Annotated in this window: 20 protein-coding genes; 10 read left to right on the top strand and 10 right to left on the bottom strand. The window is 72.7% G+C overall.

What is annotated here, in order from left to right:
• The first annotated feature begins 9 nt into the window (after positions 1–9).
• The 4 genes from EDD40_RS32980 to EDD40_RS32960 all read left to right on the top strand — a co-directional run bounded on the left by EDD40_RS32980 (position 10) and on the right by EDD40_RS32960 (position 3228).
• Positions 10–645, top strand: coding sequence for a sensor histidine kinase (locus tag EDD40_RS32980; protein WP_123746387.1), 636 nt, complete (start codon positions 10–12; stop codon positions 643–645).
• A 6-nt stretch (positions 646–651) separates the two neighbouring features.
• Positions 652–1326, top strand: coding sequence for a response regulator (locus EDD40_RS32975; protein ID WP_123746386.1), 675 nt, complete (start codon positions 652–654; stop codon positions 1324–1326).
• 66 nt (positions 1327–1392) lie between these two features.
• Entirely contained in the window at positions 1393–2019 is a 627-nt protein-coding gene (locus EDD40_RS32970; RefSeq protein WP_123746385.1) for a helix-turn-helix transcriptional regulator, read from the top strand.
• Positions 2020–2526: 507 nt separating this feature from the next.
• The gene (locus EDD40_RS32960) at positions 2527–3228 is read left to right on the top strand and encodes an NPCBM/NEW2 domain-containing protein (protein WP_123746384.1); all 702 of its coding nucleotides are present in this window, start codon (positions 2527–2529) and stop codon (positions 3226–3228) included.
• Between the two features lie 76 nt (positions 3229–3304).
• Here the strand turns inward: EDD40_RS32960 and EDD40_RS32955 are convergent, their stop codons facing one another.
• Genes EDD40_RS32955 through EDD40_RS32930 form a run of 6 tightly spaced genes read right to left on the bottom strand, consistent with a single transcriptional unit; the run spans position 3305 to position 10027 of the window.
• Complete coding sequence (locus EDD40_RS32955) at positions 3305–4597, bottom strand: ABC transporter substrate-binding protein (RefSeq protein WP_211348279.1); 1293 nt, start codon at positions 4595–4597, stop codon at positions 3305–3307.
• Positions 4598–4610: 13 nt separating this feature from the next.
• Positions 4611–5711 carry a branched-chain amino acid ABC transporter permease gene (locus EDD40_RS32950; RefSeq protein WP_123746382.1) on the bottom strand — a complete coding sequence of 367 codons (1101 nt, stop codon included), beginning with the start codon at positions 5709–5711 and terminating at the stop codon, positions 4611–4613.
• The gene (locus EDD40_RS32945) at positions 5708–6595 is read right to left on the bottom strand and encodes a branched-chain amino acid ABC transporter permease (RefSeq protein WP_123746381.1); all 888 of its coding nucleotides are present in this window, start codon (positions 6593–6595) and stop codon (positions 5708–5710) included. The genes EDD40_RS32950 and EDD40_RS32945 overlap by 4 nt, the downstream gene beginning before the upstream one ends.
• On the bottom strand, positions 6592–8445 hold the full coding sequence (locus EDD40_RS32940) for an AMP-dependent synthetase/ligase (protein WP_123746380.1): 1854 nt from the start codon (positions 8443–8445) through the stop codon (positions 6592–6594). Before EDD40_RS32940 ends, EDD40_RS32945 begins: the two co-directional genes overlap by 4 nt.
• Positions 8442–9245: an ABC transporter ATP-binding protein gene (locus EDD40_RS32935; protein ID WP_236594402.1), complete on the bottom strand. Its 804-nt coding sequence runs from the start codon at positions 9243–9245 to the stop codon at positions 8442–8444. Before EDD40_RS32935 ends, EDD40_RS32940 begins: the two co-directional genes overlap by 4 nt.
• The gene (locus EDD40_RS32930) at positions 9242–10027 is read right to left on the bottom strand and encodes an ABC transporter ATP-binding protein (RefSeq protein ID WP_123746378.1); all 786 of its coding nucleotides are present in this window, start codon (positions 10025–10027) and stop codon (positions 9242–9244) included. Before EDD40_RS32930 ends, EDD40_RS32935 begins: the two co-directional genes overlap by 4 nt.
• Positions 10028–10237: 210 nt before the next feature.
• On the opposite strand from EDD40_RS32930, the gene EDD40_RS32925 reads away from it, so the two are divergent.
• The 4 genes from EDD40_RS32925 (at position 10238) to EDD40_RS32910 (ending at position 12989) form a co-directional block, all read left to right on the top strand.
• Complete coding sequence (locus EDD40_RS32925) at positions 10238–10600, top strand: ATP-binding protein (protein ID WP_123746377.1); 363 nt, start codon at positions 10238–10240, stop codon at positions 10598–10600.
• A complete protein-coding gene (locus EDD40_RS32920; protein ID WP_123748461.1) occupies positions 10597–11343 on the top strand; it encodes a SigB/SigF/SigG family RNA polymerase sigma factor in 747 nt (248 codons plus the stop codon). The genes EDD40_RS32925 and EDD40_RS32920 overlap by 4 nt, the downstream gene beginning before the upstream one ends.
• Before the next feature lie 37 nt (positions 11344–11380).
• On the top strand, positions 11381–11761 hold the full coding sequence (locus EDD40_RS32915; RefSeq protein ID WP_148088974.1) for a hypothetical protein: 381 nt from the start codon (positions 11381–11383) through the stop codon (positions 11759–11761).
• A gap of 304 nt (positions 11762–12065) precedes the next feature.
• Complete coding sequence (locus EDD40_RS32910) at positions 12066–12989, top strand: baeRF2 domain-containing protein (protein ID WP_123746375.1); 924 nt, start codon at positions 12066–12068, stop codon at positions 12987–12989.
• 426 nt (positions 12990–13415) lie between these two features.
• Here the strand turns inward: EDD40_RS32910 and EDD40_RS32905 are convergent, their stop codons facing one another.
• Entirely contained in the window at positions 13416–14378 is a 963-nt protein-coding gene (locus EDD40_RS32905) for a DNA topoisomerase IB (protein WP_123748460.1), read from the bottom strand.
• A 99-nt stretch (positions 14379–14477) separates the two neighbouring features.
• On the opposite strand from EDD40_RS32905, the gene EDD40_RS32900 reads away from it, so the two are divergent.
• Both EDD40_RS32900 and EDD40_RS32895 read left to right on the top strand, forming a co-directional pair.
• On the top strand, positions 14478–15566 hold the full coding sequence (locus EDD40_RS32900) for a carboxylate-amine ligase (RefSeq protein ID WP_123746374.1): 1089 nt from the start codon (positions 14478–14480) through the stop codon (positions 15564–15566).
• Between the two features lie 58 nt (positions 15567–15624).
• Positions 15625–15984: an STAS domain-containing protein gene (locus tag EDD40_RS32895; RefSeq protein ID WP_170185272.1), complete on the top strand. Its 360-nt coding sequence runs from the start codon at positions 15625–15627 to the stop codon at positions 15982–15984.
• Positions 15985–15995: 11 nt separating this feature from the next.
• Here EDD40_RS32895 and EDD40_RS32890 read toward each other — a convergent pair whose 3' ends face one another.
• The 3 genes from EDD40_RS32890 to EDD40_RS32880 all read right to left on the bottom strand — a co-directional run bounded on the left by EDD40_RS32890 (position 15996) and on the right by EDD40_RS32880 (position 19545).
• Positions 15996–16346, bottom strand: coding sequence for a hypothetical protein (locus tag EDD40_RS32890; protein ID WP_123746372.1), 351 nt, complete (start codon positions 16344–16346; stop codon positions 15996–15998).
• A 72-nt stretch (positions 16347–16418) separates the two neighbouring features.
• Complete coding sequence (locus EDD40_RS32885) at positions 16419–16847, bottom strand: nucleoside deaminase (RefSeq protein ID WP_123748459.1); 429 nt, start codon at positions 16845–16847, stop codon at positions 16419–16421.
• Positions 16848–16923: 76 nt separating this feature from the next.
• The gene (locus EDD40_RS32880) at positions 16924–19545 is read right to left on the bottom strand and encodes a CHAT domain-containing protein (protein ID WP_123746371.1); all 2622 of its coding nucleotides are present in this window, start codon (positions 19543–19545) and stop codon (positions 16924–16926) included.
• Between the last annotated feature and the right edge of the window lie 33 nt (positions 19546–19578).

Below are 19578 nucleotides of genomic sequence, written 5' to 3'. Positions count from 1 at the left end.
GAGGGGACCATGCGCCGCGAGTTCATCGTTCCCGACGACGCCGCCGACGAGGCGAGGCGCGGGTTGCTGCGGGACCTGCACGACGGCCTCGGTCCGGCGCTGGCGGCGATCGCGCTGGGGCTGCGCGCGGCGCGGCACCTCGCCGCCCACGACCCGGCCTCGGTCGGTCCGCTGCTGGCCCGGCTGGAGGACGAGGCGCACGGCGCGGTCGACGACGTCCGGCGCCTGGCATCGGGCTCCTGCCCGGCGGTGCTGGCGCGGCTCGGCCTGGCCGGGGCGGTGCGCGCGCACGTCGCCTCGCTGGCCGACCGGCACCCGGTGCGGGTGGACGTGCGGTGCGCGGACGTGCCGGACCTGCCGGTGCGCGTGCAGGTGGCGGCGTACCGGATCGTCTGCGAGGCGTTGACGAACGTGGTGCGGCACGCGGGCGCGCGGCACTGCTCGGTGCGGCTCAGGTTCGACGGCCGCCTGCACGTCGAGGTGGTGGACGACGGCGTGGGCCTGGTTCCGGACCAAGGGGGCGGCGTCGGCCTCGGTTCGATGCGCGACCGCGCCCGCGAGGTCGGCGGCACCTGGCGGGCGGAGCACGCCGCCGCGGGCGGCACCCGGATCGCCGCGGAGCTCCCGCTCGCGGGCGGGGCGTGAGCCGGCGTGCCGGCGCTGCGGGTGCTGGTCGTGGACGACCACCCGCTCTTCCGGTACGGCCTGGCCGCCGCCCTGGCCGTCGCGCCCGACACCCTGGTGGTCGGCGAGGCGTCCGGCGGCGGGACGGCGGTGTCGATGGCCGCCGCGCTGCACCCGGACGTGGTGGTGATGGACCTCAACATGCCGGACCTGGGCGGGGTGGAGGCGACGCGCCGGATCGTGGCGCGCGACCCGGGCGTCAAGGTGCTGGTGCTGACCATGTTCGACGACGACGAGTCGGTGTTCGCGGCGATGCGCGCGGGCGCGCTCGGCTACCTGCTCAAGGCGTCCCGGCCGACACAGGTCGTGCGCGCGGTGCGATCCGTCGGCGAGGGCGAGGCGATCTTCAGCCCGGCGATCGCGGTGCGGTTGCGGGCGTACTTCGGCAGCGCGCCGCGCGAGCGGGCGGAGGCGTTCCCGGAGCTGACCGCGCGGGAGCGGGACGTGCTGCGGCTGATGGCCGGCGGCCGGGGCAACACCGCGATCGCCCGGTCGCTGGTGCTCAGCCCGAAGACGGTGCGCAACCACGTGTCGAACATCCTGCGCAAGCTGCACGTGGCCGACCGCGCGCAGGCCGTGTCCCGGGCGGAGCGGGCCGGTCTGGGCGAGGACCCGGGACAGGTCGGGACGGTGCGCCCGTAGTGCCGGGACGCGGAGGGCCGCCACGATGGCGGTGGCACACCGGGGGCACGAGGCGGGAGCACGGAGATGAACGCGCACCAGCAGATCGCGGTCGTCCTGCACGCGACGGACGCCATCACCAGGGCCGGCGTGACCGCGGCGTTGCGGCCGCGGCCCGAGATCCGGTTGGTCGGGCCGGACGAGCGGGCGCCCGTGGCGCTGGTCGTGCTGGACCGGTTGGACGGCGAGGCGCAGGCGCTGCTGCGCCGGTTGCAGGCGCCGGGCGGCGCGGGCATCGTGCTGGTGGCGGGCGACGTCGCCGACCAGGAGCTGCTCACCGTGGTCAGCAGCGGCGTGTCCGCGGTGATCCGCCGCGGTGACGCCACGGCGGAGGCGTTGGTGCGCTTGGTGAAGGCCACCGCGGCGGGCCACGGCGCGCTCCCGGCGGACCTGCTCGGCCGGCTGCTCGACCGGGTGTCGCGGGTGCAGCGCACCGTGCTCGACCCCCACGGCTGGCGCATGACGGGCATGTCGGACCGGGAGACCGAGGTGCTGCGGCTGATCGCGGACGGCTTCGAGACCCGCGAGATCGCCGAGAAGCTGTGCTACTCGCAGCGCACCGTCAAGAGCATCCTGCACGACATCACCAACCGGTTCCAGCTGCGCAACCGGGCGCACGCGGTGGCGTTCGCGTTGCGCGAGGGCCTGATCTGACGCGCACGCCGGGCGGCACCCGGCCGGCGCCCACCTCGGCGGCGCGCGGCGGCGCGAACCGCACGACCACGTCCACGGCGAACTCCTCCACCAGGTCGCCGGCGTTGCGCACGACGCCCGTGCGGGTGACGTCTTCGCCGGAGGCCACGGCCAAGCCGGTGGCGGACAGCGCCGCGGTTGCGCCCATGGGTGGAATCCTCCGGCGGTCGGACCGGTCCCGGCAGTGGCGCGAGGGCGGGACGGGGTGCGTCCGGCGCTGCCCCGACGACCGCGCGGCAGGCGTTCCCCGGGGGCGGCGCCGACTGCCCGTGCGGGCGGCGGCCGGCCGCGAATTGCGTCCCGTCACCGTTCCACCGCAATTGTGCGGATTACTCGTGAAACTACTCGCATTGACGTTTCCCGACGTGCGTCGACCGAATCGGTGTTAGCGTGCTCCGCCCGTCGGCGAATTGTCCGGCGGTTTCGTCCCGAGTTCGGCTCACGTCTTGGACCGAAGGGGTCACCGACATGGATGACCAGGACCCGACCAGCGCGCCCGTGCGCCGCAAACCGGGATCGGCGGTCCTGCTGTCGGCCGCGGGCGTCGCCGTGCTGGCACTGGGGATCGTCATCGGCAGCACGTTCGACGCCGAGCCCGCCAGCCCGGTCGGCGCGAGCACGACCACGTCACCGCAGGTCGAGACGTCGACAGTGGTTGCGTCGACCCCGGAGAGCGTCGCCGCGGGGAGACCGGGCGCCGTCTGGCTGGCCGACCTGCCGCCGGTCGACAGCAGCTCGATCGACGACATGTACGTCGAGAGCCCGTGGACGGCCGCCCCCGCGAAGGTGCGGGGCGTGACCTACTCGAAATCCGTTTCCGCCACCGGGGCGTGGTGTTCGGCGGCCCAGCTCACCTTCGCGTTGAACGGCGAATACGACCGGTTCACCGCCCATGTCGCCATCGCGGACGATTCATTGATGACGAAAGAACTGGACTTCTACGTCCTGGTCGACGACCGCCGCGTGACCGAAGTCCCGGACACCGGCCCGACCCCGCGACCGGTGGACCTCGCCGTCACGGGCGCACGCCTGCTGACCATCGGCATCGAGCCGCCTTCGGCGGACCGCAGCGACTGCCCGGGACCGGAACGCGTCGGCGTCTGGGCCCGACCCGGCCCTCACCCCCGCCGCAGGGTGATCGGCCCGGACGCGGCGGTCGGCGGCCCGTGAACGGCGGCACCCCGGCCGCGACGAGCGCGACCGGGGTGCGTCGGATCAGGTGGGTCGGGGAGATGGGTCGGGGAGATCAGGTGTAGCAGGGCTTCTCGAACTTGAAGTCCTTCGCCGTCGTCCCGGTGAAGAAGTCCTCCACCAGGCCGACCCCGGTCGCCGCCTGCTCGTCCGGCTTGTAGATCAGCGTCTGCCGGAACGCGGAGTCGTTCGCGTTGCCCGCGAAGTTGCCCGCGCCGTCGGGCAGCATGCCCTCGTAGTCCACCGAGTTCAGCTGCCGCACGGCCGCGAGCACACCGGCCCGGGTCAGGTCCTTGTTGGCGGCCGCCTTCTCCAGCGCCGCCTTCAACGGGTAGGACCACACCCAGCCGGCCGTGTAGCCGTCGTTCGGCGTCACGCTCGGCAGGGCTTCGCGCAGCGCCTTGTGGCCCGGAGTGTCCGTCGCCCACGACTTCCACGGCGCCGACTGCAGGTAGAGCGCCTTGATCGCGGGCGCCGCCGGGCTCTGCATCAGGCCCTGGTTCCACGTCGGCGACGTGCCGATGAACTTGCCCTTGAACCCGCGCGCCGCCGTCTGGCCGATGATCACCGCCGCGTCGGTCGGCCCGGTCGTCAGGATCACCACGTCCGGCTTGCTCGCCAGCACCGCGTCGATCGCGCCGCCCTGGTTGTCCTGGCCGGTCTGGGTGACCGCGTTGGAGAACGTCAGGCCGCGCTTCTCCGCCGCGATCTTCGCGCCCGCCGCCGCGTCGTCGCCGTAGTCGCCGGGCAGGTGCACGGCCATCACGCTCTTCGCGCCGAGCTCGTCCGCCGCGTAGTCGACCGAGTTCATCGACTCGACGCAGTAGTTCGCGCCCGACTCCAGGACTACTTCCTCCACGCCCCACAGCGACGTCCACGACGCCGGCACGCCGACCATCTGCGTGCTCTCCAGGTCGGGCAGGATCGCCGCGGTCGTCGGCGAGCCCAGGGTCTGCGCCAGGGCCAGGATCTTGCCCTTCATCTCCTGGTAGACCTGGTTGTGGATCTGCGGGTTGTACTTGTTGTCCTTGACGTAGGAGGTCACGTCGACGTCGTAGCCGCCGATGCCGCCCTTGTCGTTCACGCGCTTCCAGAACGCCTTCTGCGACTCCGTGATCGGCACCGCGAGCGTCTTGAACGGCCCTTCGGTCAGGTCGGAGATCGACCCGAGGTAGATGCAGCCCCGGTCACTGTGGCCGGTGTCCGGGCACGGCTCGCTGGTCACGCCGAAGTCGACCTTGATACCGCCCTTGCCCTCCTGCGGGGCCGCGCCGTCGCCGCCGCGGCACGCGACGGTGGCCAGCGCCACCACGGAGAGCACCGCGAGCACCGCTCTGTGACTTGCCATCCCATCCACCCTTTCAGTACGAGAAAGGCCACGTGCGCCAGTAGTTGCGGACGCGCACCCAGATACCGAACAGGCCACGTGGCTCCACGATCAGGAACACCACGATCAGCAGCCCGTAGAGGACCGCCTCGACCTGGAACACCGTGACCGCACCGGTCGCGTCTGCGCTGATGAACGGCAGCACCGTCGGGAGTTCCCGGGTGATGCGCGGCAGCAGCGTGATGAACAGCGCGCCCATGATCGCGCCGGAGATGGTGCCCGCGCCGCCGATGAGCACCATGGCGATGTACTGCACCGACAGCAGCAGGCCGAACGAGCCGGGGTCGAAGAACCCGTTGACCACGAACAGCAACGAGCCCGCCACGCCGGCGTAGAACGACGACACGGCGAACGCGAGCGCCTTGTACCGGGTCAGGTCGACGCCGATCACGGCCGCCGCGAGGTCCCGGTCGCGCACCGCCGCGAACGCCCGCCCGATCCGCGACCGCACCAGGTTGCGCGCCAGCACCGCGAAGATCACCAGCAGCACGAACATCAGCAGGTACAGCTGCTGGGGCCCGCTGAAGAACTCCGACGGCCGGTCCAGCCGCACGCCGAACAGCTCCGGCACCGCCGCCGGCCGGCCCACGCCGGGACCGCCGGTCAACGACGTCCACTCGCGGAAGACGTGCTCCCCGAGGAACACCAGCCCCAGCGTCACGATCGCCAGGTAGAGACCCCGCAACCGGACCGCGATCGGCGCCACGACCAGTCCCGCCAACCCCGCCACCAGCCCGGACGCCAGCAGCCACACGGGCAGCGACGTCACGCCGAACCCGAGCACCCGCCCGTCCGGGTCGCCGGAGAGCGCCGCGCCCGTGTACGCGCCGATGGCCAGGAAGAACGCGTGCCCCAGCGACACCTGCCCGGCGTACCCGGTCGCGATGTTCAGCCCGATCGCGCCGATCGCCGCCACGAACCCGGTGGCCAGCAGCATCAGCAGGTCGTCGGTGATGGCGAACGGCACCAGCAGCGCCACCACCACCAACGCCCCCGTCCACGTCCGCTTGGGGCGCGTGTTGAGGAACGCCATGTCCTGCGCGTAGGAGGTGTAGAGCTCCGGACGACCCTTCACAGGCGTTCCACCTCCTTGCTGCCGAACAGCCCGTAGGGCCGCACCAGCAGCACGACCAGCATCAGCACGTAGGGCGCGACCAGCGCGAAGTTCGGGCCCAGCCACGGCGCCACGTCACCCTGGTAGGTGCCGACCAGCGACTCCACCACCCCGACCGCCAGCCCGCCGACGACCGCGCCGCCCAGCGAGTCCAACCCGCCGAGGATGATCGCCGGCAACGCCTTCAGCGCGATCACCCACAGCTGCTGGTCCACGCCCGCGCCGGTCGCCACGAACACCCCGGCCAACGCGGCCAGACCACCCGCGATGGCCCACGACAGGGCGAACACCGAGCCGACCGAGATGCCCTGCGCCAGCGCGACCTCCTGGTCGTAGGCGACCGCCCGCATCGCCAGCCCGACCCGGGAGAACCGGAAGAACGCGAACAGCACCGCGACCACGACCACCGTGGTGCCGAACATGACCAGGTACCGCTGCTGCACCTCGACGCCGAGCAGCGTCGCCGTCGACAACCCCCACGGGTCGCCGACCTGCCGCACGTCCAGCCCGATGAACGCGTTGGTCACCACGCGCACCACCACGTCCACGCCGATGGTGATGATCGCGACCACGAACACCGGCTTGCCGATCATCGGCCGCAGCACGGTCCGCTCCACGCCCAGCGCCAGCACGGCGATCAGCACCGCCGCGATCGGCACGGCCGCGAAGAAGCCGACTTCCGCGGCCAGGTAGCTGACCAGCACCGCGCCCGCCAGCATGAACGCCGGCTGCGCGAAGCTGATCACCCTGGTGGACTTGTAGATGATGACGAAGCCCAGCGCCAGCAGCGCGTAGATCGACCCGGAGCCGAGGCCGCGGATCAGCGATTGCAGGAACTCGGTCATCCGCGACCCCCGGCGTACATGTCGTCGACGAGCTCGCCGAACACCTCGGCCAGCGCCGACCGCTTCACCTTCTGCGTCGCGGTCAGCTCGCCGTCCTCGTGGTCGAGCTCCTTGGGCAGCATCCGGAACTTCTTGACCTGCTCCACGGTGGCGAACCGCTCGTTGACCCGCGTCACGATGTCCTGCACCAACTCGCGCACCTCGTCCTTCTCCGCGAGGTCGCGGTAGGTGGTGTAGGTGATCCGGCGCTGCCGGGCCCAGTGGCCGACGGTGTCCTGCTCGATGCCGATCAGCGCCACCAGGTAGGGGCGCCGGTCGCCGAGCACGACCGCCTCCTTGATGTACGGCGACGACTTCAGCGCGTTCTCGACCTCGGACGGCGCCACGTTCTTGCCGCCCGCGGTGATGATGATGTCCTTCATCCGGTCGGTGATCCGCACGTGCGTGCCGTCGACCCACTCGCCGACGTCGCCGGTGCGCAGCCAGCCGTCCGGGGTCGTCGCCCGCCGGGTCGCGTCCTCGTCGCGCCAGTAGCCCGCGAACACGCCCGCGTGCCTGGTCTGGATCTCGCCGTCGTCGGCGATCCGCAGCTCCACGCCGGGGTGCGGCTCGCCGACGGTGCCGACCTTCACCCGGCCGGGCCGGTTGCCGGTGGCGACGGCGGTGTTCTCCGTCATCCCGTACACCTCGTGCATCGGCACGCCGATGCCCATGAAGAACCGCAGCACCTGCGGCGAGATGGGCGCGGCGCCCGACGACGCGTACCGGACGTGCCTCATGCCGATCCGCGCCTTCAACGCGCGGAAGCACAACAGCCAGCCCACCCCGTACTTCAGCCGGGTCGCGACGGTGTGCCGGCCGCCGTTGCGCACGAGCTGCTCGCCCAGGCCGTCGGCCACGCGCAGCCAGAACCGGGTGGTGGCCCGCTTGAGCCGGGTGGCGCTGGAGGCGTTGATCGTGATGGCCGCCAGCACCTTCTCCCAGATGCGCGGCACGCCGAACAGGATCGTCGGCTGCACCTCGCGCAGGTTCGCCTGCACCGTCTCGATGGACTCGGCGAAGTGCACCTGCACCCCGGCCGACGCGCTGAACCAGGTGGTGAAGATGCGTTCGGCGACGTGGCACAGCGGCAGGTACGACAGCGTGATGTCCTTGGGCGACGGTGGCGGGTCGGTGAACCCGCCGCCCTCGATCAGCGACTCGACCGCGAACTCGACGTTCGCCACGGTGAGCATCGCGCCCTTGGGCGGCCCGGTCGTGCCGGAGGTGTAGATCAACGTCATCACGTCGTCCGGTTCGACCTCGCGCATCCGGTGCGCGACCGCGTCCGGGTGGTGCTCGCGGTGTTCCGCGCCCATCGCCAGGAAGTCGTCCCACGACAGCAGCTTCGGGTTGTCGTAGCGGTGCCGGATGCCGCGCGGCTCGATGTAGACGATCCGTTCGAGGTCGGGCAGGGCGTCCAGCACGGCCAGCGCCTTGTCCACCTGCTCCTGGTCCTCGGCGATGAGCACGCGTGCCGCGGAGTGCGACAGGAGGTAGGCGACCTCGGCGGCCGGGTTCGTCGGGTACAGGCCCACGGTGACCGCGCGCACGGCCACCGCGCCGACGTCGGCGTAGAGCCACTCGCGGCGGTTCTCCGAGCCGATCGCGACCCGGTCGCCCGCGTCGACGCCGAGCGCCAGCAGGGCGTGGCCGACCAGCTCGGCCTGCGCCCAGTACTGCGACCAGGTGACCTCGCGCCAGATGCCGAAGTCCTTGGCCCGCAACGCCACCGCGTCCGGGGTGCGGGCGGCCCGGTCGCGGATGCGGGTCACCACGGTGGTGAGCCCGGTGGTGGTGGCCGCGGTCATGCCGCACCTCCCACGCCCTGGTGCGCCTCGCCGAGGTAGGCGCGCACGACGTCCGGGTCCTGCTGCACCTCGGCGGGCGTGCCGGTGCGGATCGGCTTGCCGAAGTCCAGCACCATCACCCGGTCGGCGAGGTCCATCACCAGGCCCATGTCGTGCTCGACCATGATCATCGCGATGCCGAGCTCGTCGCGGACGTCGAGCACGAACCGCGCCATGTCCTCGGTCTCCTCGACGTTCATGCCGGCCACCGGCTCGTCCAGCAGCAGCACCTTCGGTTCCATCGCGAGCGCGCGCCCGAGCTCCACGCGCTTCTGCACGCCGTACGGCAGCAGGCCCACCGGCAGGCGTCGCCACTGCTCCAGCTCGAGGAAGTCGATGACCTCCTCCACGGCCTCCCGGTTGGCCAGCTCCTCGCGCCGGGCCCGGCCGACCCACGCGAACGCGGCCAGCGCCCCGTACCGCATGTGGTTGTGCCGGCCGAGCATCAGGTTCTCGACCACGGTGAGGTGCGCGAACAGCTCGATGTTCTGGAACGTCCGGGCGATGCCCATGGCGGCGATCTTGTGCGGGCGCCTGCCGAGCACCTCCTCGCCCCGGAACCGGACCGAGCCCTGCTGCGGCCGGTAGACGCCGGACAGCACGTTGAAGATCGACGTCTTGCCCGCGCCGTTGGGGCCGATGATGGCGAACAGCTCGCCCGCGGCGACGTGGAACGACACGCCGTCCACGGCGGTGACGCCGTCGAACGCCAGCCGCACGTCCCGCACTTCCAGCACGTTGCCCTCGTCGGGGGTGCTCACGACAACCACCGCTTCCGCCGCTTGTAGTGCTTCACGTCGCGGAACGACTGCGCGGTGGCCTCGCCGCGCAGGCCCAGGTAGAACTCGCGCACGTCCTCGTCGGCCAGCAGCGCGGCGGCCGGCTTGTCCATCACGACCTTGCCGGTCTCCAGCACGTAGCCGTGGTCGGCGATGGACAGCGCCATGGTCGCGTTCTGCTCGACCAGCAGCACCGTCGTGCCCGTCGCGTTGATCTTCACGATGAGGTCGCGGATCTGCTGGACCATGAGCGGGGCCAGGCCGAGGCTCGGCTCGTCCAGCAGCAGGTAGCGCGGCTCGGACATCAGCGCCCGGCCGATGGACAGCATCTGCTGCTCGCCGCCGGACAGGTAGCCGGCGCTCTGCCGCCGCCGTTCGCGCAACCGGGGGAACAACTCGTACATCCGGTCCAGGTTCTGCTTGACGCCGCGCGGCCTGCTGTGGCCGCCGATGCGCAGGTTCTCCTCGACCGTCAGCTCGGCCAGGATGCGCCTGCCCTCCAGCGCCTGCTTCACGCCGAGCGACGCGATGCGCGTCGGCGAGGAGCGGTGGATGGGTTCGCCGTCCAGGGTGATCCCACCGCGGGTGATCTTGCCGTCGTGCACGTCGAGCAGGCCGGACAGCGCCCGCAGCAGCGTCGTCTTGCCCGCTCCGTTCGCGCCGAGCAGGGCGACGATCCGCCCCTCCGGAACCCTCAGGCTCACGCCGCGCAGCACCAACATCACGTCGTCGTAGACCACCTCAAGGTTGTTCGCCTCGAGCACCAGGCGCCTCCGGGGATGTCGGGGAGGCGATCAGTATGACTCCGATCACAGGGTTACCTACCGCTGTTCGCAAACCGTGATGAACCAGCCCACGGCATGTTCGGCTTTCACGATTCTGTTGCTCAGTCCTGTGTGGACTGGTGTAGGCCACGGGGTCCTTGGGTATGCCCCCGGCGACCGCGACGAGGGTGTGAGGAGCGTTCGCCACACATGGACGACTCGGAGGTGGAACTCAGGTTGGCGGCGAAACCCGCCCACCTCTCGGTCATCCGCGCGGTGGCCGCGGCAGTCGCCCGGCGCACCCCCGAACTGGCCATCGACCTGGTCATCGCCGTCGACGAGGCGTGCAGCGCGTTGATCTCGCGCACCCTCGACCCCTCGGCCGTGCTCCGGTGCCGGTTCGCCCGGGAAGGTGATTCCGTTCGGTTCCGCGCAGAGGTCCGGTCATCGGCCGTCACCGTCCCCGACCACGACTCGTTGTACTGGCGGGTGGTCAGCTCCGTGACCGACGCGGTGGCCACCTGGGTCGATGGGGAGGGCCGGTTGCGGGTCGAGCTGAGGTGCCGGGCATGAGCGCGGTGGACTACCAGCCGTTGTTCCACGAGTTGGCGGAAGCCGAGCGGGACGGCTCGCGCTACCAGCGGTTGCGGGACCGGCTGGTGACCGAGCACCTGCCGATGGCCAGGCACATCGCCGACCGGTTCGCCGAGCGCGGCGAGTCGGTGGAGGACCTGCGGCAGGTGGCGGCGGTCGGGCTGATCAACGCCGTCGACCGGTTCGACGTGTCGCGCGGCATCGACTTCCTGGCGTTCGCCGTGCCCACCATCACCGGCGAGGTGCGGCGGTACCTGCGCGACCAGGGGTGGGCGGTGCGCGTGCCGCGGCGGTTGAAGGAGCTGTGCGTCGCCATCGACACCGCGCGCGTGGAGCTGTCCCGGGTGTCCGGGCGCACGCCGACGCCGAGCGAGGTCGCCAGGCACCTGGGCATCGGGGTGGACCAGGTGTACGAAGGGCTGCACGCGACGTCGGCGTACCACCTGCTGTCGCTGGACGAGCAGTCGATCAACGACGAGCTGACCTACGCCGACCGCCTGGTCTGCGACGACCCGGCCCTGGAAGTGGTCGAGCTGCAGCACGCGTTGGATCCGATGCTCCGCGGGCTACCCAAGAGGGAAAGACGGATCGTCGTGCTGCGGTTCTTCCGGGGCATGACGCAGAGCCAGATCGCGGACTCGGTCGGCGTGTCGCAGATGCACGTCTCACGCCTGCTGAGCCGATCACTGGCCCGGTTGCGGTCGCTGCTCGACGACGAGTAGCGGCCGTGCGCCGTCGGACCGGCGCGAGGCGAAAGGGGTGGTCGCAGTGGTGACGAGCCCGGTGGGTCTGACCTGGCCGCAGCGGACGGCCCTGATCTTGGGCGCGCTGCTGGTCGCGTGGGGCGTGGTGGACCTCGTGCGGTCCGAGCCCCGGTTGGCGGTGCTGCACCTGGTGACCGGCGCGGTGCTCGGCGCGGCGGCCGTGCGGACCCGGGTGGCGCGGCTGGTCGGCGTCATGATGGGCGTCGTGTACCTGGTCGTGTTCGCGTTCGGGGTGGGCGAGCCGGGCGGCGCGATGGACGCCGGCATCGTCGGCAACGCGGTGCACCTGCTGATCGGCTTCGCCTCCGTGGGCGTCGCCGAGAGCTGCGCGTGGTGCGAACAACGCGCCCGCCGCCGCACCGCCGGCTCCGGCTGACCCCCTGGCCCTCCCCTGCCCTCCCGTGCCCCCCTGCCCCCCGCTTTCCCCGCACCTCTCCCCGGACTTCCCCGGACCCTTCCCCCCGGACCTTCCCCCGGCCCCTTTCCCGGACACTTTCCCGGACCTTGCCCCGGACCCTTTCCCGGATGGATCACCGGGCCGTTCCCACAACCGTCCCCGAGTAATCGGCTCAATCGGGTATTCGACGCGATGGGCGCACTTTTCTCGCGCCGGTCGACGCGGTTGCACCACCCCCCGTTCGGGTACCAACCGTGTAACCCGAACGGGGAGGACCGAACCGATGCACACGGCGAGTCTGAAAAACCTGGTCGACGTCGAAGGACCGTTCGTCTCCGTGTACCTCGACGTCGGCGATCACGTGGACCTGCGGTGGCGGGCGATGCGTGATCAACTTCAAGCCATGGGCGCCGACCCGTACCTCGTCGCGTTGGCGCACAACGCGATCGTGTCCGGCGTGACCCCGCGCGGCCTCGCCGGGCGTGGCCTGATCGTGGGCGGCGGGCGGGTGCTGGTCGACCAGTACGTCCCCGTCCCGCCGACCGGCTACACGGCTCGCTGCGGCCCGCTCCCCTACGTCCTGCCGCTGGTCGACCTGTCCGAACCCCTCCTGCCGCACGTGGTCGTGCAGGTCGGCGAGCACGGCGTGGACCTGCGCGGCGTCGACCCGACCGGCCGCCCGGTGGCCGTGGCGACGGTGGGCGCGCGCGGACCGGGCCGCCGGCTGGACGCCGCCGAACTGGCCGACGTCGCCCAGGAAGCCGCCACCCTGGTCGACCGCCTGGGCGCACCGCTGCTGGTGCTGGCCGGTCCGCTGGCCGGGCGGCGATCACTGCGGGTCGCCCTGCCGAACCGCTACCACCACCTGGTGGTGGAGGTGGAGGGGCCACCGGACCGGGCCGTGCTGCACCTGGCCGGTCGCGCGAACCAGGACGCCCGGCGGGCGGTGGTCGAACGGTTCCGCGACGAGTCCACGCGGCTCACCGGACGCGCCGTGCACGGGCTGGTGGCGGTCAGGCAGGCGCTGGCCGAGGGCCGGGTCGACACGCTCTTGCTCACCGACGCGCTCGTCGGGTCGCAGCAGGTCGACGACGAGCGGGCCGACGAGGTGCTGCCGTTGCGCGCGGTCGAGTGCGGGGCCGAGATCGTGATCGTCGGCGGGGCGGTTCGGCTGCACGAGGACGTCGGGGCCCTGCTCCGCCAGTGACATCCCGCGGTGCCGCGGCTCCGCGACACCGGCGCTCCCCAGCGCGACCCGTCCACCTCCGCCGCCCGGTGCCGGCCGGCGTCACGGTGCCTGCGCCAGCCGGTGGGCCGGTGGACGGTCGGCCGGTGGGGCGGTCGGCCGGTGGGGCGGTCGGCCGGTGGGGCGGTCGGCCGGTGGGGCGGTCGGCCGGTGATCGCGCCGGCGGGACACGGTGGTCGATCACCGGGGTGGTCTGCGGTGCCGGGGCTGGGGCCGGCCGGTGCGGGGTGGTGGTTGGTCGTGATGGTCGGCGGTGGTTGGCGAGGGCTCCTCATGGTTTTAACCGAGGTGCGGTAACAGTGTTTCCGTACATTTTCGGCCATTGATCACCCGATTGTGTGACCGAACGACCCGCCGGCCTGCGAAAACACGGGACGCGAAGCTGTTTCACTTCCGCAGCATCCGCAGCACGGCGCGCTCCACTGTCCCACGATCAGCCGACTTCGCCCTGATCATCACCCCGTCGTGGTACAGCCGGACCACCCGCGGGTCGATGTAGGACTTCCGCGCCACCGCCGGGGTGTTGCCCAGGCTCTCGGAGACCTCCTTCACCACGGCCACCTCCACCCGCTGCCGGCCCCGCTTCGTCTCCGGCCGCCCTTCCCGCGCGAACGCCGCCGCCGCCAGCACCGTCGCGTGCCACGTCCGCAGGTCCTTCACCGAGAACTCGGCCCCCACCATCTCCTTGAACCGCTCGTTCACGTCGTCCGACCCGACCGCGCGACCCCGCTGGTCGACCAGCAGCCGCTCGTTTCCGCCCCGCCCCCGCAGCAGCCCCCGGACGGCCCGCGCCAGCACCTCGTCGTCCACGACCGTGGTGAACTCGATGCCGCCCTTCGCCGGGTAGCAGAACTCCACAGTGGACCGCCGAACGGCCACGTGGGAGCACAGCAGCGTCGCCACGCCGTGGGTGCCGTTGTCCGCCGCGTACGTCTCGCCGCCGACCCGGAACACCCCGCGTTCCAGCACCGCCAACGCCACCGCCAGCACCCGCTGCCGCGACCGCCCCCGGCCTTCCAGCTCCCGCCCCAGCTCCGCCCGGAACCCCGGGAGCAGCGGCGCCAGCGCGAGCACCCGGTCGTGCTTCTCCTCGTCGCGGTCCTGCCGCCACCGCTCGTGGTAGAGGTACTGACGGCGACCGGCCGCGTCCGTGCCCACCGCCTGGATGTGGCCGTTCGGGTGCGGGCAGACCCACACGTCGCGCCACGCGGGCGGGATGACCAGGGACTTGACCCGCTCGACCGACCCGGCGTCCAGCGGCTCGCCGTCGGCGTCGGCGTAGCTGAACCCCCGACCGCGGGCACGCCGGCGCCAGCCGGGCCCCGACGGATCACTGCGGCGCAACCTCACAGCGCCGTGGTTCCCGACCACGACCACGTGAAACGCCGGCGTGCGAAAGAATCTGAAACACCGTGGTTGAAACTTCGCCCGATTGGGTATGGGACCGTCATGACCGAGCCGTGGACCGTCGGGGTGGAACAGGAGTTCCTCCTCGTCGACCCCGAGACGCGCCGACCCGTGCCGCTGGCCGACTCGGTCGCGCAGCACGCCGGTGCGGGTCATGACGTGCAGCGGGAGCTGACGCCGTTCCAGATCGAGGTCGCCACGCCGGTGTGCGAGACCACCGAGGAGCTGGCGGAGCAGGTCGTCGGCGGCCGGCTGCACCTGGCGAAGGCCGCGCACGCGGCGGGGGCGCGGCTGATGGCCTCGGCGATCCCGCCGATCGGCACGCTGGGTCCGCCGCCGGGCACGGACGACCGCCGCTACCGCATGATGGAGCGCTCCCACCGGGCGATCATCGGCGGTCAGGGCGTGTGCGGGATGCACGTCCACGTGGGTGTGCCGGACCGGGACGTGGCGGTCCGGGTGGCGAACGCGCTGCGGCCGTGGCTGCCGACGTTGCTGGCGTTGAGCGTGAACTCCCCGATCGAGCAGGCCGAGGACACGGGTTACGCGAGTTGGCGCACGATCGTGTGGTCGCGGTGGCCGATCAGCGGTCCGCCGCCGCACCTGGGTTCGGCCGCCGAGTACGACCGGCTGGTGGGTGCGCTGGAGTCGACCGAGGTGCTGCTCGACACCGGGATGGTCTACTGGGACGTGCGGCCGTCGGTGCGGCACCCCACGGTCGAGGTGCGGGTCGCGGACATCCCGATGACGGCCCGCGAGGCGGTCGTCATCGCCGAGGTCATCCGGGCGTTCGCCCGCACGGCCGCCGAGTCGGGTGAACCCGAACGGGTGGACGACATGATGTTGCGCGCCGCGTACTGGCGGGCCGCGCGCGACGGCGTGGACGGCCTGGCGGTCGACCCGCGCACGGGCAACCTGGTGCCGGCCCGGGATCGGCTGGCCGACCTGGTGTCGTGGTGCGCGGACGCGCTCGGCGACGCCTCCGCGCTGTCCATTGTGGAAGATCACGTGGCCTGGTTGGGCGCGCACGGCAGCGGCGCGGCGCGCCAGCGCCGGGCTCTCGGCGGTTCGCCGGACGCGCGCGGACTGGTCGACCTGATCTTGGCTGAAACGGTCGACGATGCCCGTTGAGGTCTACCGTGGAGGATTCGACGCCGCGCCGGCGTCGCTGAATGAGAGGAGTACCGGCGTGCCAGAACCCGCGGCAACGCTCGCTTCCGTTCGGGTCGACAGACCCGCGGACGGCGTGGTGGTGCTGCACGTGTCGGGCGAGTTGGACACGAGCAGCGCTGAGGAGCTGACCAGGCCTCTCACGGAGCACCTGGTGGAGGACGTGCGAGGTGTGGTGGTGGACCTCGGCGGGGTGCGCTTCCTCGGCTCGGCCGGATTGGAGTCGCTGGTCGTCGGCAGTCAGCGGGCGAGCGGCCTCGGCGTTCCGCTGGTGCTGGTCGCGACCAGCCGGGCGACGCAGCGGCCGATCGAGGCGACCGGGCTCAGCTCGGTGTTCACCGTCGTCGGTTCCGTGGAAGAGGCCTTGAGCCGGTTCTAGGGGCGCAGGCCCTACCAGAACCGGCGGACCGTCCTGATGGCGCAGCGCACCGCCCCCACCGGGGGCAGTGCGCCTGCCGGGGGCACCACCCAGCGTGATTCGGCCGCCGGGATCCGGCGCGGCCCGTGCCAGTAGCGGACGTCCGGCGGCGGCACGTGCCGCGTCCCGGGTTCCGGGTCTGGTCTGGCGAGGAACAGCCAGCGCAGCCGGGGACCGGGGATGGCGAGGATCGGCCCGAGCGGTCCGGCGGAGCGCAGGCAGGTGCTGACCTCGGCGCCCCAGCTGGCGGGCACTTCCACCGCCACCGCGCCTTCGGCCAGCACGAAGCAAGCCAGTGATTCGTCGACGTGCCACGGTTCCATGCCCGCTGATGGTGGCGTCGGCCCGTGTCGGGATTGTGTCGCCGCACGGCGCGGCGCGTTAATCCTGGGCCGTCAGTCCTGTCCGATGTCCTCGAACCACAGCTGTGGCCGGGCGGCGATGAAGTCGGTCATCATCCCGACGCACGCCTGGTCGTCCAGCAGGGTGATCCGGACGCCGTGTTCGGCGAGCCAGTCGTGACCGCCGTGGAACGTCCGGGCCTCGCCGATCACCACGTGGGGTATCCCGAACTGGCGAACGAGCCCGCTGCAGTACCAGCACGGTGACAGCGTGGTGACCATGACCGTGTCGCGGTAGCCCGGCCGGCGGCCGGCGGCGCGGAACGCGGCGGTCTCGGCGTGGGTGGACGCGTCGTCGTCCTGCACCCGCCGGTTGTGGCCGCGGCCCAGGAGGGTGCCGCCGGCGGTGAAGAGCGCCGCGCCGATCGGGATGCCGCCTTCGGCGAGCCCGGCGCGCGCTTCGGCCACCGCCACCGCCAACATGTCCCGTGCGTCCGCGTTCTCGTCCACGGCGCCAACCTACTGGGGCCGCGCGGTCTCCACGAGTCCCGAGCGGGGGTCACGCGCCGAAGCACAGGAACCCGGCGCTCGCGGCGAACGCGGTGTCGCCGTCCTCCCGGTGCGCTTCCTGCGCGCCCGCCAGCGCGACGGCCGGCGAGTGGCCCGCGCCGAGCCTGCGGTGCAGGTCGACCATCAGCGGTGTGGTCACCTCGGCCGGCACGGGGATGACCGGTGCGACGAGCGTCCGGGTGCCGAGCCCGAGCAGTGCCGCGGTGAACCCCATCAGCTCGTCGCCGGGTCGCACCGCCGACAGGCCCGAGTCGCACGCGGACAGCACGACCCGCGCGGGTGGTGTGCGCAGCCGTTCGAGGTCGTAGACGGTCAGCGGGCCGTCGGCGAGTTCCAGGGCGGAGAACAGCGGGTTGTCCGCGCGGAACGAGCCGTGCGCGGCCACGTGCGCGAGCGGCGCGCCGTCCATCGCCGACGCCACCGCGTCCACCGTCGCCGCGCCGCCCACCAGCACCGAGGCCGGTGCCGTGCCCGGGTCGAGCGACGCGATGGCCGAGATCTCCGTCGGCGCGGCCGGCAGCCGCGGTCCCGCCGCCAGGACCACCCGGTCGTGCGACACGAGGACGGAGGTCGCCGCGCGCAGCCACACCGTCGCCGACGGCACCACGGTGACGGCGCGGCCCCGGCAGGCGGGCAGCGCCGACCACGGGAGGCCGCCGAGCCGGCCGGTCGGCGCGAGCACCACCGGCCGGTCGTCGAGGCGCCGCCGCAACGGCTCCAGCAGCCTGTTCTGCAGCAGCCTGGCCGCGTGCTCCGCGCCCGCGCGCACCGCGGCGCGGTCGACGTGCCCGGGCAGCGTCACCAGCCGGTGCAGGGCGAAGCGCAGCAGCCGCAGCTCCCGCAGCGCGCCGTCGAGCGGGCCGAGCCGGTGCAGCGACGCCCGGCCGCCCGCCACCACCACGGCGAGCAGCTCGCCTTCGTGGTCGACGTACTCCACCAACGCCGAGGTGCCCAACGCGCGTGCCAGCTCGCCCACCGCGGGCGGTTTGAACACCGCGCCGCCGCCGCCGGTCCGCCGGGTCAGCTCGCGCACCCGCTGCTCGCCGCGCACCTGCCGCTGCCGCAGCGCCGCCGTCGGCCGGCCCGCCGTGGACGCCGCTTCCAGGTCCGCCGTCACGGCCCGCAGCTCGGCCAGCGCGTCGGCCAGCCCGGAGTCCTCCGGCGGCCGGGCGGGCGTCATCCGCAGCGTGCCCGCGCGCCACGCCTCGGCCCAGCTCAGCACCCGTCCGGCCCGGCCGCCCGCGACCGCCGTGCGCAGTCCTTCCGAGGCCAGTGCCGCGCCTTGTGCGCCGCTCAGCGCGCGCAGTTCCGTCGCGCCCAGGGACACCCGGTACTCGTCGAGCAGCGCCAGGCCGCGCCGCAACGCGATCTGCGCGCCGCGCGCGCTGCCGAGCAGGTCGCGCCGCAGCGCCTCGGCGTACCAGCCCTGCACGCGGTGCGCCGCCGGTCCGCCGCGCCGGGCCGTGCCCGCCGCGGTCAGCTCGGCCACCGCGCGCGAGTGGTCGCCCAGGTCGCGCGCGACCAGCGCCCCGTCGACCCGCGCCTCCAGGCCGGCCATCCGCCAGCCGAGCGCGTCCAGCCGGGTCGCCACCTTGGTCAACGCGGTGACCAGCGCCCTGGTCCGCTGCCCGCTCAGGTACGCGGCGCGCAGCTCGACGTGGCGCGCGCCTTCCGCCCACACCTCGCGCTTCTCGCGGCGGAAACCCCTGCGCGCGGCCACCGCCATCTCCACGGCGCGGTCCAGGTCGCCTTCCAGCAGCGCGATCCTGGCGCGGTAGAACAACGCCTCCGACCGGGCCAGCACGAGGTCGCCGCCCAGTTCCTCCAACGCCAGGTCGGCCGCCGCCCGCGCCTCCTCCAGCAGCGGCACGGACACCAGCAGCTCCAGCCGGTTGATCAGCAGCGCCGGCCGCGGCACCGCCAGCCGCCGGTACTCCCGCTCGGCCTCGGCGAACATGGTCAACGCGCGCGGCACGTCACCGGCGCGGGAGGCGGAGATGCCCGCGTTCCACCGCACGTCCGCCACGGCCAGCGCCTGGTCCAGCTCCCGGTAGAGCACGGCGGCGCGGTCGAAGTCCTCGTCCGCCGCGCGCAGCCCGCCGGTGTAGGCGCGCAGCAGTCCCCTGTTGTTCAGGGCGCGCGCTTCCACCAGCCGTTCGCCGAACCGGCGCACCACCTCGATCGCGCCGTTGTACTCGCGCAGCGCCTCGTCGTAGCGGCACAGGTAGTGCAGCACCAGGCCCCGTTGCATCCGGCCGCTGCCCGCGTCCACGCCGCGCAGGTTCGGCAGCGCCGCGTTGATCGCGCGCAGCGCCTGCGCGTGCCGGCCGGTGTTGGACAGCACGAACGCGAGGCTCATCCGGGCCAGTGCCGCCGCGCGCGCCGACCCGGCCTGCTCGGCGATGCGCACGGAACGCCGCAAGTGGCGCAGCGCCGCGTCGAAGTCGTGCAGCTCGCGCAGCGCGAGGCCGATCGCGCGTTCCGCCGCGGAGGCTTCCTCGCCGTCGCCCGAAGCCCGCGCCGCCCGCAGCGCGGACCGGCCGATCTCGATGGCCGCGCGCGGATCCCGTTGCCGGGCTTCCAGCGCTGCGGCGGCGGAAACCCCTGCCACGAACCCACCTTATTACCAAGTGGGCTGTGGTAG

It is taken from the genome of Saccharothrix texasensis, assembly GCF_003752005.1.
Lineage (GTDB): Bacteria > Actinomycetota > Actinomycetes > Mycobacteriales > Pseudonocardiaceae > Actinosynnema > Actinosynnema texasense.
Note: the sequence above shows the minus strand (reverse complement) of the source record. Positions and strands in the feature narration are given on the sequence as shown.

What these genes read in the sequence shown, in the direction of transcription:
- EDD40_RS32890 (WP_123746372.1), bottom strand. Translation starts at nt 16,346, where the DNA reads ATGGAACCGTGGCACGTCGACGAATCACTGGCTTGCTTCGTGCTGGCC.
- EDD40_RS32945 (WP_123746381.1), bottom strand. Translation starts at nt 6,595, where the DNA reads ATGACCGAGTTCCTGCAATCGCTGATCCGCGGCCTCGGCTCCGGGTCG.
- EDD40_RS32910 (WP_123746375.1), top strand. Translation starts at nt 12,066, where the DNA reads ATGCACACGGCGAGTCTGAAAAACCTGGTCGACGTCGAAGGACCGTTC.
- EDD40_RS32885 (WP_123748459.1), bottom strand. Translation starts at nt 16,847, where the DNA reads ATGTTGGCGGTGGCGGTGGCCGAAGCGCGCGCCGGGCTCGCCGAAGGC.
- EDD40_RS32940 (WP_123746380.1), bottom strand. Translation starts at nt 8,445, where the DNA reads ATGACCGCGGCCACCACCACCGGGCTCACCACCGTGGTGACCCGCATC.
- EDD40_RS32955 (WP_211348279.1), bottom strand. Translation starts at nt 4,597, where the DNA reads ATGGCAAGTCACAGAGCGGTGCTCGCGGTGCTCTCCGTGGTGGCGCTG.
- EDD40_RS32900 (WP_123746374.1), top strand. Translation starts at nt 14,478, where the DNA reads ATGACCGAGCCGTGGACCGTCGGGGTGGAACAGGAGTTCCTCCTCGTC.
- EDD40_RS32960 (WP_123746384.1), top strand. Translation starts at nt 2,527, where the DNA reads ATGGATGACCAGGACCCGACCAGCGCGCCCGTGCGCCGCAAACCGGGA.
- EDD40_RS32970 (WP_123746385.1), top strand. Translation starts at nt 1,393, where the DNA reads ATGAACGCGCACCAGCAGATCGCGGTCGTCCTGCACGCGACGGACGCC.
- EDD40_RS32925 (WP_123746377.1), top strand. Translation starts at nt 10,238, where the DNA reads ATGGACGACTCGGAGGTGGAACTCAGGTTGGCGGCGAAACCCGCCCAC.
- EDD40_RS32980 (WP_123746387.1), top strand. Translation starts at nt 10, where the DNA reads ATGCGCCGCGAGTTCATCGTTCCCGACGACGCCGCCGACGAGGCGAGG.
- EDD40_RS32920 (WP_123748461.1), top strand. Translation starts at nt 10,597, where the DNA reads ATGAGCGCGGTGGACTACCAGCCGTTGTTCCACGAGTTGGCGGAAGCC.